General features: G+C 59.9%; 12 protein-coding genes. 6 read left to right on the top strand and 6 right to left on the bottom strand.

The features are described 5' to 3' along the window. The first annotated feature begins 34 nt into the window (after window positions 1-34). The 6 genes from HZ99_RS05685 (at window position 35) to HZ99_RS05660 (ending at window position 5,996) form a co-directional block, all read left to right on the top strand. Entirely contained in the window at window positions 35-1,129 is a 1,095-nt protein-coding gene (locus tag HZ99_RS05685) for an ABC transporter ATP-binding protein (protein WP_038441764.1), read from the top strand. Next, complete coding sequence (locus HZ99_RS05680) at window positions 1,129-2,226, top strand: ABC transporter ATP-binding protein (RefSeq protein ID WP_038441762.1); 1,098 nt, start codon at window positions 1,129-1,131, stop codon at window positions 2,224-2,226. Before HZ99_RS05685 ends, HZ99_RS05680 begins: the two co-directional genes overlap by 1 nt. Further along, window positions 2,223-3,089 (top strand): carbohydrate ABC transporter permease, encoded by an 867-nt coding sequence (locus HZ99_RS05675; protein WP_038441761.1) that lies wholly within the window; start codon window positions 2,223-2,225, stop codon window positions 3,087-3,089. Before HZ99_RS05680 ends, HZ99_RS05675 begins: the two co-directional genes overlap by 4 nt. 10 nt (window positions 3,090-3,099) lie before the next feature. After that, window positions 3,100-3,900, top strand: a complete 801-nt coding sequence (locus HZ99_RS05670) for a carbohydrate ABC transporter permease (protein WP_017735079.1) — start codon at window positions 3,100-3,102, stop codon at window positions 3,898-3,900. A gap of 10 nt (window positions 3,901-3,910) precedes the next feature. Beyond that, a complete protein-coding gene (locus tag HZ99_RS05665) occupies window positions 3,911-4,183 on the top strand; it encodes a DUF2160 domain-containing protein (RefSeq protein WP_038441760.1) in 273 nt (90 codons plus the stop codon). 70 nt (window positions 4,184-4,253) lie between these two features. After that, window positions 4,254-5,996 carry an extracellular solute-binding protein gene (locus HZ99_RS05660; RefSeq protein WP_038441759.1) on the top strand — a complete coding sequence of 581 codons (1,743 nt, stop codon included), beginning with the start codon at window positions 4,254-4,256 and terminating at the stop codon, window positions 5,994-5,996. Window positions 5,997-6,231: 235 nt separating this feature from the next. Here HZ99_RS05660 and nuoN read toward each other — a convergent pair whose 3' ends face one another. The 6 genes from nuoN to nuoI are packed head-to-tail and all read right to left on the bottom strand — an operon-like array spanning window position 6,232 to window position 12,497. Beyond that, window positions 6,232-7,695, bottom strand: a complete 1,464-nt coding sequence (gene nuoN, locus HZ99_RS05655; RefSeq protein ID WP_038441758.1) for an NADH-quinone oxidoreductase subunit NuoN — start codon at window positions 7,693-7,695, stop codon at window positions 6,232-6,234. Between the two features lie 7 nt (window positions 7,696-7,702). Next, a complete protein-coding gene (gene nuoM, locus HZ99_RS05650; RefSeq protein ID WP_029293337.1) occupies window positions 7,703-9,235 on the bottom strand; it encodes an NADH-quinone oxidoreductase subunit M in 1,533 nt (510 codons plus the stop codon). A 39-nt stretch (window positions 9,236-9,274) separates the two neighbouring features. Then, on the bottom strand, window positions 9,275-11,128 hold the full coding sequence (nuoL, locus tag HZ99_RS05645) for an NADH-quinone oxidoreductase subunit L (protein ID WP_038441757.1): 1,854 nt from the start codon (window positions 11,126-11,128) through the stop codon (window positions 9,275-9,277). Continuing rightward, on the bottom strand, window positions 11,125-11,433 hold the full coding sequence (gene nuoK, locus HZ99_RS05640; protein ID WP_003174727.1) for an NADH-quinone oxidoreductase subunit NuoK: 309 nt from the start codon (window positions 11,431-11,433) through the stop codon (window positions 11,125-11,127). The genes nuoL and nuoK overlap by 4 nt, the downstream gene beginning before the upstream one ends. A gap of 2 nt (window positions 11,434-11,435) precedes the next feature. Continuing rightward, window positions 11,436-11,939, bottom strand: a complete 504-nt coding sequence (gene nuoJ, locus HZ99_RS05635; protein ID WP_038441756.1) for an NADH-quinone oxidoreductase subunit J — start codon at window positions 11,937-11,939, stop codon at window positions 11,436-11,438. 9 nt (window positions 11,940-11,948) lie between these two features. After that, entirely contained in the window at window positions 11,949-12,497 is a 549-nt protein-coding gene (nuoI, locus tag HZ99_RS05630; protein ID WP_003174725.1) for an NADH-quinone oxidoreductase subunit NuoI, read from the bottom strand. Between the last annotated feature and the right edge of the window lie 8 nt (window positions 12,498-12,505).

Raw genomic sequence — 12,505 nt, 5'->3', positions numbered from 1 at the left:
CAGGGAGAACAATTCCAATAAAAAAGGGCGTGTCATGTCATTGACCCTGGAACATGTGACCCGTGTCGTCGAAGGCCAGACCTGGATCGATGATGCCAACCTGCGTTTCGAAGCCGGTTCCTTCAATGTGTTGCTGGGCCGTACGCTGTCCGGCAAGACCAGCCTGATGCGGCTGATGGCCGGCCTGGACAAGCCAGACAATGGTCGCATCCTGATGAACGGTGTGGACGTCACCCACAAGCCGGTGCGTTTGCGCAATGTGTCGATGGTGTACCAGCAGTTCATCAACTACCCCACCATGACGGTGTTCGAGAACATCGCCTCGCCCCTGCGCCAGGCCGGGGTAGCCAACGAACTGATCCAGAGCAAAGTGCTGGAAACCGCGAAGATGCTGCGCATCGAGAAGTTCCTGCAACGCCATCCACTGGAGCTGTCCGGTGGTCAGCAGCAACGCACGGCCATGGCCCGGGCGCTGGTCAAGGATGCCGAGCTGATTCTGTTTGACGAGCCCCTGGTGAACCTGGACTACAAACTGCGCGAAGAGCTGCGTCAGGAAATGCGCGAGCTGTTCAAGGCTCGCAATACCATTGCCATCTATGCCACCACCGAGCCCAATGAAGCCCTGGCGCTGGGCGGCACCACGACCATCCTCCATGAGGGCCGGGTGATCCAGAGCGGCAAGGCCGCCGAGGTCTACCACCAACCGCAGACGGTGCTGGCGGCCGAGCTGTTTTCCGAACCGCCGATCAACCTGATGCCGGGGCGTATCAGCGGTAATGAAGTGAGTTTCGCCAACGATGTGCACTTCCCGTTGAATGTGGACCTGCGGCCGATTGGCGAGGGCCAGTTCCGTTTTGGCGTGCGCCCCAGCCATATCAGCCTGGTGCCCAGTAACGACGATGACCTGGAGTTGGCGGTGACCGTGGAAGTGGCGGAGATCAGCGGCTCGGAAACCTTCCTGCATGTGCGCAGCGAGCATTTCCTGCTGGTTTTGCACCTGCCGGGGGTACACGAGTACGACGTGGACGCGCCGATCCGGATCTACATTCCGACCCATAAACTGTTTGTGTTCGATGGCCAGGGCCGTTTGGTCCAGGCCCCCGGACGTCGTGTCGCGAGGGTTGCCTGATGGCCGAGATCCATTTGCAGAACCTGGCGCATAGCTACAGTCCTACACCCGCAGGGCCTGAAGACTACGCCATTCGCGAAATGAACCACGTCTGGGAGCAGGGCGGCGCCTACGCATTGCTCGGTCCCTCCGGTTGTGGCAAGTCAACCCTGCTCAACATCATCTCCGGCCTGCTCAGCCCTTCGGAAGGCCAGGTGCTGTTCGACAGCAAGGTCGTGAATGAGCTGACCCCGGAAAAACGCAACATCGCCCAGGTGTTCCAGTTCCCGGTGGTCTACGACACCATGACGGTGTTCGACAACCTGGCATTCCCCCTGCGTAACCAGGGCATGGCCGAGGCGAAAGTGCACAGCAAGGTGCAGGAAATTGCCGAAGTGCTCGACCTGCAGAACCTGCTGGGCAAAAAAGCCCGCAACCTCAGCGCCGATGAAAAGCAAAAAGTCTCGATGGGCCGTGGGCTGGTGCGCGATGACGTCTCGGCGATCCTGTTCGATGAGCCGCTGACGGTGATCGACCCGCATCTGAAGTGGAAGCTGCGGCGCAAGCTCAAGCAGATCCACGAACAGTTCAATATCACCATGGTCTATGTCACCCACGATCAGTTGGAGGCTTCGACCTTTGCCGACAAGATCGCGGTGATGTACGGCGGGCAGATTGTGCAGTTCGGCACGCCACGGGAGCTATTCGAGCGTCCCAGCCATACCTTTGTCGGCTATTTCATCGGCAGCCCTGGGATGAACCTGATTGAAGTGCAGGTCGATGCCGGTGGGGTGCGGTTTGCCGGGACACATCTGGCGTTGTCCGAGATGCAGCAACGGCAGCTTTCGCAGACGGACTACAAGAAACTCCAGGTCGGCATTCGTCCAGAGTTTATCCATGTATGGGATGAGCCCAATCCCGACGCGTTGCAGGCCGACGTCATACATGTCGAAGACTTGGGCACCTATAAGATCCTGACCCTCAACCTCGATGGCACGCCGTTGAAAGTGCGCCTGGCCGAAGACAAGCCAGTGCCCGAGGGGCGCGCATCCATCAGTTTTCCGGCGCAATGGCTGATGGTGTATGCCGACGATTACCTGCTGGAGGCGCGGCTATGAATAAGGTGCAGAACAACAAGGCCTGGTGGCTGGTATTGCCGGTGTTCCTGCTGGTGGCGTTCAGCGCGGTGATCCCGATGATGACCGTGGTCAACTACTCGGTGCAGGACATTTTCGATCAGTCCAGCCGCTATTTCGTCGGGGCCGATTGGTATAAGCAAGTGCTGCTGGACCCACGCCTGCATGACTCGTTATTGCGCCAGTTCATTTATTCGGCATGTGTGCTGTTGATCGAGATCCCCCTGGGCATTGCCATCGCCCTGACCATGCCCACCAGAGGCCGCTGGTCATCCCTGGTGCTGATTGTGATGGCCATCCCGCTGCTGATCCCGTGGAACGTGGTCGGCACCATCTGGCAGATCTTCGGCCGTGCCGATATTGGCCTGCTGGGGTCGAGCCTCAATGCCATGGGCATCAACTACAACTATGCTGCCAACACCATGGACGCCTGGGTCACGGTGCTGGTAATGGATGTGTGGCACTGGACGTCCCTGGTGGCGCTGCTGTGCTACTCGGGGCTGCGGGCGATACCGGATGTGTACTACCAGGCAGCGCGGATTGACCGGGCGTCGGCCTGGGCGGTATTCCGACATATCCAGTTGCCCAAGATGAAGAGCGTGCTGCTGATCGCGGTGATGCTGCGCTTCATGGACAGTTTCATGATCTACACCGAGCCGTTTGTATTGACGGGGGGGGGACCTGGTAATGCAACGACTTTCCTCAGCCAGACCCTGACCCAGATGGCTGTCGGTCAATTCGACCTGGGCCCGGCTGCCGCGTTTTCCCTGGTGTATTTCCTGATCATCCTGTTGGTGTCCTGGCTGTTCTACACCGCTATGACCCACTCCGACGCCAATCGCTGAGGCCGCCAACATGAGTAAGCGCAAGGTTATTCCGCTGCTGATCTACATCCTGTTCCTGCTGGTGCCGATCTACTGGCTGCTGAACATGTCCTTCAAGAGCAACACCGAAATCCTCGGCGGCCTGACGCTGTTTCCGCAGGATTTCACCCTGGCCAATTACAAGGTGATCTTCACCGACCCCAGTTGGTACACCGGGTATCTCAACTCGCTGTATTACGTGAGCCTGAACACAGTGATTTCCCTGACGGTGGCGCTGCCGGCTGCCTACGCGTTTTCGCGCTATCGCTTCCTGGGCGACAAGCACCTGTTCTTCTGGTTGCTGACCAACCGTATGGCACCGCCGGCGGTGTTCCTGTTGCCATTTTTCCAGTTGTATTCGTCCATTGGCCTGTTCGATACCCATATCGCTGTGGCCCTGGCCCATTGCCTGTTTAACGTGCCGCTGGCGGTGTGGATCCTGGAAGGCTTTATGTCCGGGGTGCCCAAGGAGATCGACGAAACGGCCTACATTGATGGTTATAGCTTTCCGAAGTTTTTTGTGAAGATCTTTATCCCGCTGATTGGTTCGGGGATCGGTGTCACGGCGTTTTTCTGCTTTATGTTTTCCTGGGTCGAACTGCTGCTGGCGCGCACGCTGACGTCCGTCAATGCCAAGCCGATTGCTGCCGTGATGACCCGCACCGTGTCAGCCTCCGGAATTGACTGGGGCGTGCTGGCCGCCGCCGGGGTGCTGACGATCCTGCCGGGCATGCTGGTGATCTGGTTTGTTCGCAACCATGTGGCCAAGGGCTTTGCCCTGGGCCGGGTCTGAGGAAACGATGATGGAATGGATGGCCTGGACCACCCCGACTGCGCTGTTCTTTGCGTCGATTGCCCTATTACTGGCGGGCATGACCACCTGGGAACTACGCTCGCCGAGCATCCCCCGGCGCGGTTTGTTACCGATCAGCACCACCCGTGGTGATCGCTTGTTTATCGGTCTTCTCGGGAGCGCCTACCTGCATCTGCTGGTGATCGGCGTTACCGGCTGGAGCATCTGGGTGGCGTCCGCGCTGTCTGTGGTGTGGCTGTTGTCTGTGATGCGTTGGGGCTGATGTGATCGCCTGCCCCCTGTAGGAGAGGTGGCGTTGACGTGCCCCGTTTTAAACCAACCAGGAGGTCTCTATGTTCGATAAAAACAATAAGCTGCGACATAGCATTTCATTGGCCGCCGTCTTGGCACTCAGTGGCCTGAGTGCTGCGGCCTGGGCCGATGCCTATGAGGATGCCGCGAAAAAATGGATCGGCAGCGAGTTCAAACCGTCCACCCTCAGCGAAGCCCAGCAACTTGAAGAGTTGAAGTGGTTTATCAAGGCGGCTGAGCCGTTTCGTGGGATGAAGATCAATGTGGTGTCGGAAACCCTCACCACCCACGAGTACGAATCCAAGGTGCTGGCCAAGGCTTTCAGTGAAATCACCGGGATCAAGCTGACCCACGACCTGCTGCAGGAAGGCGACGTGGTGGAAAAACTACAGACCCAAATGCAGTCGGACAAGAATATCTATGACGGTTGGGTCAACGATTCCGACCTGATTGGTACGCACTTTCGCTATGGCAAGACCGAATCCATCACCGACCTGATGGCCAATGAAGGCAAGGACTTCACCTCGCCGACTCTGGACCTCAAGGACTTCATTGGTATCTCGTTTACCACTGCGCCGGACGGCAAGATCTATCAGTTGCCCGACCAGCAATTCGCCAACCTGTACTGGTTCCGTGCCGATTGGTTCGAGCGCGCCGACCTCAAGGCAAAGTTCAAGGAGAAATACGGCTATGAACTGGGCGTACCGGTGAACTGGTCGGCCTATGAGGATATCGCCAAGTTCTTCAGCGAAGACGTCAAGGAAATCGACGGCAAGCGCGTGTACGGGCATATGGACTACGGCAAGAAAGACCCATCCCTTGGCTGGCGTTTTACTGATGCCTGGTTCTCCATGGCCGGTGGTGGCGACAAGGGCCTGCCCAATGGTTTGCCCGTGGACGAATGGGGGATTCGGGTCGAGAATTGCCACCCGGTTGGGTCCAGCGTGACCCGAGGCGGCGACACGAATGGCCCGGCTGCCGTGTTTGCCACGCAGAAGTATGTCGACTGGATGCGCGCTTATGCACCACCGGAAGCAGCGGGTATGACCTTCTCCGAGTCCGGGCCGGTGCCGTCCCAAGGCAACATCGCGCAGCAGATTTTCTGGTATACCGCTTTTACCGCCGACATGACCAAACCCGGCCTGCCGGTGATGAACGCCGATGGCACACCGAAATGGCGTATGGCGCCATCGCCACGTGGCCCGTATTGGGAGGAGGGGATGAAACTGGGGTATCAGGACGTGGGCTCCTGGACATTCCTCAAGTCCACGCCTGAGAAGCAGAAACTGGCGGCTTGGCTGTATGCGCAGTTCGTCACGTCGAAAACCGTGTCGTTGAAGAAAACCATCGTCGGCTTGACGCCAATTCGCGAGTCCGACATCAACTCCCAGGCCATGACCGACCTGGCGCCGAAACTCGGTGGCTTGGTGGAGTTCTATCGCAGCCCGGCGCGGGTGCAATGGACACCGACCGGCACCAACGTGCCGGATTATCCTCGCCTGGCCCAGCTGTGGTGGAGCCATATCTCGGAAGCCGCCAGCGGCGAAAAGACCCCGCAACAGGCGCTGGATGGCCTGGCTAAGGACCAGGACGCCATCATGGCGCGCCTGGAGCGCTCCAAAGTGCAGCCGATCTGCGGGCCGAAGATGAACCCCGAGCGCGATGCCCAATACTGGTTCGACCAGCCGGGTGCGCCGAAGCCGAAGTTGGCGAACGAAAAGCCCAAGGGTGAAACCGTGAACTATGCGGACTTGCTCAAGTCGTGGGAGGCGGCGCGTAAGTGAGGGAGGAGGGATAGCAAAACGGCACCTTGAGGTGCCGTTTTTTGTGGTGTCTGTTCGATCGCCATCGCGGGCAAGCCCGCTCCCACATTGGGCCGTATTCCAAAGAATGAACGCGATCAAGTGTGGGAGCTGGCTTGCCCGCGATGGCGGCAGTGGTGGCACCGCATATCTCCCCCCCAGAAACGCAAAACGGCACCCAAAGGTGCCGTTCTGTTTACTGCTTGAACCTAAGTAATCAACCCGCCATCACCGCATGCTGCACCAGGGTGAGCAACGGCTGTGGGTAGACACCCAGGAAGAACGCCAGCAGGGCAATGGCCAGCAGCATCACGCCGCCGGCTTTCTGTTCCCAGTGCAGTTCGGCGTCCACACGGCGCAGGTTTGGCTCGATCAGGTACAGGGTGACCATCACCCGCAGGTAATAGAACACGCCGATGGCGCTGCCCAGTACCAGGGATGCCACCAGCCACCATTCGTGGGCTTGCACACCGGTAGCGACGATGTAGAACTTGCCGATAAAACCTGCGGTCAGCGGGATACCCGCCAGGGACAGCATCATCACGGTCAGTACGGCGGTCAGGTACGGACGGCGCCAGAACAGGCCGCGGTATTCGTACAGGGCGTCGGCGTCACGGCCTTTGTAAGGCGAGGACATCAGGGTGATCACCCCGAACGCACCGAGGCTGGTGATCACGTAGGTGACCAGATACACACCGATGGCTTCCACCGCCAGGCCCTTGCTTGCCACCAGGGCAATCAACAGGTAGCCGAAGTGCGCGATGGATGAATAGCCCAGCAGACGCTTGAGGTTGTTCTGGGTCAGGGCCAGCAGGTTGCCGAACAGGATCGACGCAATGGCGATCACGGTCAGCACGTCGCTCAGCACGCCGGTGTTGGCGGCAGGGGAGATCTGGAACAGACGCACCATCACCGCAAACACGGCCACCTTCGACGCGGTAGCCAGGAACGCGGCCACTGGCGCCGGGGCGCCTTCGTACACGTCCGGGGTCCACAGGTGGAACGGTACCAGCGACAGCTTGAATGCCAGGCCGATCAGCATCATGGCCAGGCCCAGTTGGGCAATCGGCGCAGGCATGCTGGTGGCGGCCAGGGCGTGGCCGATTCCGCTGAAGCTCAGGCTGCCGGCTTCGGCGTAGAGCAGGGCCATACCGAACAACAGGAACGCGGAACCGGCGGCCGACAGCACCATGTACTTGATGCCGGCTTCCAGGGAGCGCTTGTTGAAGAAGGCGTAGGCCACCAGGCCGTAGGTCGGGATCGACAGCAGTTCCAGGCCGATGAACAAACCGGCCAGGTGTTGCGCGCTGACCAGCACGATACCGCCGGCCGCAGCCAGCAGGATCAGCAAGTACAGCTCTTCGCGGTTGCCCGGGTAGCCGGTGCCGCCTTCGCCGAGGTAGGCATGGGCGAGGGTGACGCAGGCCAGTGTCGCAACGAGGATCAACGCGGTGTACAGCAGTGCGAAGTCATCGATCATGACCAGCGGGGTCACCGCCAGCGGGGCGACCTTGAGTGCCGGGATAATCGACAGCAAGGCCAGGTTCAGGCCTGCAGTCGACAGCAGGAACGTCTGTGAGTGATTGCGGCGCCAGGCGATTGCCAGCATCACCACCACAACGGTGAGGCTGGTAATCAGCAGCGGCGCAAGCGCGATAAAGTGTTGGATCGTGAATTCCATAGCGCTCTTACCGGGCCGAAGCGAGTTGAGTGAAGGCGGTGCTCAACCACTGCTGCACGCCATGCATCGTGGCGGCAGAGGTGTCGAGGAACGGTTGCGGATACACGCCGATATACACCAGCAGTACCGCAAGGCCGAGCACCATGATCAGTTCGCGAGCATCCATCCCTTTGAGGACGGCGTCCGACTTGGTCGGGCCGAAGTAGGCGCGGTGAATCATGATCAGCGAGTAGACCGAACCGAACACCAGGCCGGAGGTGGCAATCGCAGTGATCCAGGGTGCACTGACGAAGCTACCCATCAGGATCAGGAACTCACCGACGAAGTTACCGGTGCCTGGCAAGCCCAGGGACGCTGCGGCAAAGAACAGGCTGATCGCCGGCAGGTAAGCGATACGCGACCAGATGCCGCCCATTTCACGCATGTCACGGGTGTGCAGGCGCTCGTAGAGTTGGCCACTGAGGATAAACAGCGCAGCTGCCGATACACCGTGGGCCAACATCTGGATCACCGCGCCTTGCAACGCCAGCTGGCTGCCGGAGTAGATGCCGATCAGTACGAAACCCATGTGGGAAACGGACGAGAAGGCAATCAGACGCTTGATGTCGGTTTGGGCGAAAGCGAGGAACGCACCGTAGAAGATCCCGATCAGACCCAGGGTCATGGCAATCGGCGCGAACTCGGCCGAAGCATTCGGGAACAGCGGCAGGGCGAAACGCAGCAGGCCGTAGGCCGCTGTCTTCAACAGGATACCGGCCAGGTCCACGGAACCCGCCGTGGGTGCCTGGGCGTGAGCGTCAGGCAGCCAGGAGTGGAACGGCACCACTGGCAGCTTCACCGCGAAGGCGATGAAGAAACCGAGCATGAGGATGTACTCGGTGGTCATCGACATCTTGGTTTTCAACAGGTCGGCGTAGTTGAAGGTAATCACGCCGGTGTTGTTGAAGTTGACCAGTACCAGGCCCAGGATCGCCACCAACATGATCAGGCCGGAAGCCTGGGTGAAGATGAAGAACTTGGTCGCCGCGTAGATCCGGGTTTTCTTGCCGTCCGAAGAACTGTGACCCCAGAGCGCGATGAGGAAGTACATCGGCACCAGCATCATTTCCCAGAAGAAGAAGAACATGAACAGGTCGAGGGCGAGGAACACGCCGACAACGCCGCCCAGGATCCACATCAGGTTCAGGTGGAAGAAGCCCACGTGACGCTCGATTTCTTTCCAGGAGCAGAGTACCGAGAGGATACCCAGCAGGCCGGTCAGCAGGATCATCAACAGCGACAGCCCATCGAGGGCCAGGTGCACGTTGATGCCGAAGCGTTCGATCCAGACGTGCTTGAATTCAAGCGCGAAGGTTGGATCGACACCCGGTGCCGGAGCAAATGAATAGTCGCCATGGGCCCACAGCCAGAGGCCGAGTGCGAGTTCCAGGGACATGGTCAGCAACGCAATCCAGCGGGGCAGGGTGGCGCCGAAGCGTTCACCCATCCAGCAGAGCAGGCCGCCGATAAAGGGGATCAGGATTAGCCAGGGCAGAATCATGACGGGCTCGTTTCCTTTCGCAAGTTCGCAAAGTTCATATCAGACCGCTACCACTACGATGGCGCCGATCACCAGCACGGCACCGGCCGCCATGGAAGCTGCATACCAACGCAATTGGCCGGTCTCGGTGCGGCTCAGGGCGGTGTGACCGGCCTTGGCGGCACGCGGGATCAAACCGATGGTCTGGTCGAGCGGGTCTTTGCGCAGTACATGGCTGATCGCAAGGTAAGGCTTGACGAACAGTTTGTCGTAGATCCAGTCGAAGCCCCAGGCAGCGAACCACCAGGCCGAAAGGAAGCGACCAATGCCACTGTTGGCCACGGCAGTGACGAAGCGACGCTTGCCGAGGAACAGCATGGCCGCCAGCAGGATACCGGCGATGGCGATGGCGCCCGAGGCGATTTCCAGGCTGTGCTTGGCGTCACCGCCGGCATGCCCGACGCTTTGTGGCAGTACGCCAGCCAGCGGCGGGGTGATCATGGCGCCGACGAAGGTCGACAGGATGATCAGCACCGACAGGGGCAGCCAGTGGGAGATGCCGTGGCCTGCGTGGGCTTCGGTCTTGGCTTCACCGTGGAACGTGATGAAGATCAGGCGGAAGGTGTACAGCGAGGTCATGAACGCACCTACCAAGCCGGCGTACAGCAGGCCTTGGTTACCGCTGGCAAAGGCTTCCCAGAGGATTTCGTCTTTGGAGTAGAAACCTGCGGTCACCAGTGGCAGGGCTGCGAGCGCGGCACCACCGACGATGAAGCTGGCGTAGGCCAGCGGCAATTTCTTCCACAGGCCGCCCATCTTGAAGATGTTCTGCTCGTGGTGGCAGGCAACGATCACCGCACCGGAGGCCAGGAACAGCAGGGCCTTGAAGAAGGCGTGGGTCATCAGGTGGAAGATCGCGCCGTCCCAGGCGCCGACGCCCAGGGCCAGGAACATGTAGCCGATCTGGCTCATGGTCGAGTAGGCGAGGATGCGCTTGATGTCGGTCTGCACCAGCGCGGCGAAGCCGGCCAGCACCAGGGTCACGCCGCCTACCAGGCCCACCAGGTGCAGGATTTCCGGCGCCAGGGTGAACAGGCCGTGGGTACGGGCGATCAGGTAGACACCGGCGGTCACCATGGTGGCGGCGTGGATCAGTGCCGACACCGGGGTAGGACCGGCCATGGCGTCTGCCAGCCAGGTTTGCAGTGGCAGTTGTGCCGATTTACCGACAGCGCCACCCAGCAGCATCAGGGTCGCCAGGGTGATCCAGAAGTCGCCGACCTGGAATTTCTGCGGTGCCAGCACCAGCAGTTCCTGGATATTCAGCGTGCCCACCTGTTGGAACAGGATGAACAGGCCGATGGCCATGAACACATCGCCGATCCGGGTCACGACAAACGCCTTGAGCGCCGCATTACCGTTGTTGCGGTTGCTGTAGTAGAAACCGATCAACAGGTACGAGCACAGGCCCACGCCTTCCCAGCCGAAGTACAGGAACAACAGGTTATCGCCCAGCACCAGGAACAGCATGCTGGCGATAAACAGGTTGGTGTAGGCGAAGAAGCGCGAATAACCGGCCTCACCGCGCATGTACCAGGACGCGAACAGGTGGATCAGGAAACCCACGCCTACCACCACGCCAAGCATGGTGATCGACAGGCCGTCGACGTAGAGGGCGAAGTCAGGCTTGAAGCCCTCGACGGCCATCCACTGCCACAGCACCAGGGTGTAGTGACCGGCTTGCGGCGGCGCGACGTTGAATTGCCAGATGACGTAGGCGGCGACAATCGCCGACAGGCCAATGGAACCCACGCCGACCAGGGCCGAGAGGTTTTCCGACCAGCGTCCACGGGAGAACGACAGCAGCAGAAAACCGATCAGGGGGAATACGAAAGTCAGAAAGATCATGTTCATCCGCGCATCTCACTGGCAGCGTCGATATCAAGCGTGTGGAAGCGACGATACAGTTGCAGCAGGATCGCCAGGCCGATACTGGCCTCGGCGGCTGCCAGGCTGATCACCAGGATGAACATGACTTGTCCATCCGGCTGGCCCCAACGTGCACCTGCGACGATGAAGGCCAGTGCTGCGGCGTTCATCATGATTTCCAGGCTCATCAACACGAACAGAATGTTACGGCGAACCATCAGGCCGACCAGGCCAAGGCAGAACAGGATGCCGGCGACCGCCAGACCATGCTCCAAGGGGATAGCAGGCATCGTCATTGCTCCTTGGCTTCGTTGCGGCCCAAGTGGAAGGCGGTGACGGCTGCAGCGAGCAGCAGCATCGACGCCAGTTCGACCACCAGCAGGTACGGGCCGAACAGGCTGATGCCCACGGCCTTCGCGTCTACGGTGGTGTGGCCGATGGCCTGGCCGCTCTGGTGAGCGAACAGTACATACAGCAGTTCACCCAGCAGCAGGGCCGCCAGGATCACCGGGCCGAGCCAGATGCCGGGCTTGAGCCAGACGCGCTCCTGGGCGACCGAGGCCGGCCCGAGGTTGAGCATCATCACCACAAACACGAACAGCACCATGATGGCGCCAGCGTAGGCGATCACTTCCAGGACACCGGCAAACGGTGCGCCGAGGCTGAAAAAAGTCATGGCCACGGCGATCAGCGAAATGATCAGGTAGAGCAGGGCGTGCACGGGGTTGTTGTTGGTGATCACGCGAAGTGTGGACACCACTGCAATACCCGATGCGAAATAGAAAGCGAATTCCATCTTTCTTCCTTAAGGCAGCAAGCTCTTCACGTTGATCGGCTCGGCTTCGTTTTGTGCGGCGCCTTTCGGCTTACCGGCAACGGCCATACCTGCAACACGATAGAAGTTGTAATCAGGGTTTTTACCGGGACCAGAGATCAGCAGATCTTCTTTCTCGTACACCAGGTCCTGACGTTTGAACTCGGCCATCTCGAAATCCGGTGTCAGCTGGATTGCGGTGGTCGGGCAAGCTTCCTCGCAGAGGCCGCAGAAAATGCAGCGCGAGAAGTTGATGCGGAAGAAGTCCGGGTACCAGCGACCGTCTTCGGTTTCAGCTTTCTGCAGGGAGATACAGCCAACCGGGCACGCCACGGCACACAGGTTGCAGGCTACGCAACGTTCTTCGCCATCGGGGTCGCGGGTCAGCACGATGCGGCCGCGATAGCGCGGCGGCAGGTACACCGCTTCTTCCGGGTATTGCAGGGTGTCGCGTTTGCGAAAGCCATGGCCGAAAACCATCACCAGGCTTCGCAACTGGGTACCGGTACCCTTAACGATGTCGCCAATATATTTGAACATGGGTCAAA

It is taken from the genome of Pseudomonas fluorescens (assembly GCF_000730425.1).
Taxonomy (GTDB): domain Bacteria; phylum Pseudomonadota; class Gammaproteobacteria; order Pseudomonadales; family Pseudomonadaceae; genus Aquipseudomonas; species Aquipseudomonas fluorescens_X.
Note: the sequence above shows the minus strand (reverse complement) of the source record. Positions and strands in the feature narration are given on the sequence as shown.

Bases quoted from the DNA above. Each gene is read 5' to 3' on its own strand.
- nuoN (WP_038441758.1), bottom strand. From the start codon at position 7,695: ATGGAATTCACGATCCAACACTTTATCGCGCTTGCGCCGCTGCTGATT.
- HZ99_RS05670 (WP_017735079.1), top strand. From the start codon at position 3,100: ATGAGTAAGCGCAAGGTTATTCCGCTGCTGATCTACATCCTGTTCCTG.
- HZ99_RS05675 (WP_038441761.1), top strand. From the start codon at position 2,223: ATGAATAAGGTGCAGAACAACAAGGCCTGGTGGCTGGTATTGCCGGTG.
- nuoI (WP_003174725.1), bottom strand. From the start codon at position 12,497: ATGTTCAAATATATTGGCGACATCGTTAAGGGTACCGGTACCCAGTTG.
- nuoL (WP_038441757.1), bottom strand. From the start codon at position 11,128: ATGAACATGATCTTTCTGACTTTCGTATTCCCCCTGATCGGTTTTCTG.
- HZ99_RS05665 (WP_038441760.1), top strand. From the start codon at position 3,911: ATGGAATGGATGGCCTGGACCACCCCGACTGCGCTGTTCTTTGCGTCG.
- nuoK (WP_003174727.1), bottom strand. From the start codon at position 11,433: ATGCCTGCTATCCCCTTGGAGCATGGTCTGGCGGTCGCCGGCATCCTG.
- nuoJ (WP_038441756.1), bottom strand. From the start codon at position 11,939: ATGGAATTCGCTTTCTATTTCGCATCGGGTATTGCAGTGGTGTCCACA.
- HZ99_RS05680 (WP_038441762.1), top strand. From the start codon at position 1,129: ATGGCCGAGATCCATTTGCAGAACCTGGCGCATAGCTACAGTCCTACA.
- nuoM (WP_029293337.1), bottom strand. From the start codon at position 9,235: ATGATTCTGCCCTGGCTAATCCTGATCCCCTTTATCGGCGGCCTGCTC.
- HZ99_RS05685 (WP_038441764.1), top strand. From the start codon at position 35: ATGTCATTGACCCTGGAACATGTGACCCGTGTCGTCGAAGGCCAGACC.
- HZ99_RS05660 (WP_038441759.1), top strand. From the start codon at position 4,254: ATGTTCGATAAAAACAATAAGCTGCGACATAGCATTTCATTGGCCGCC.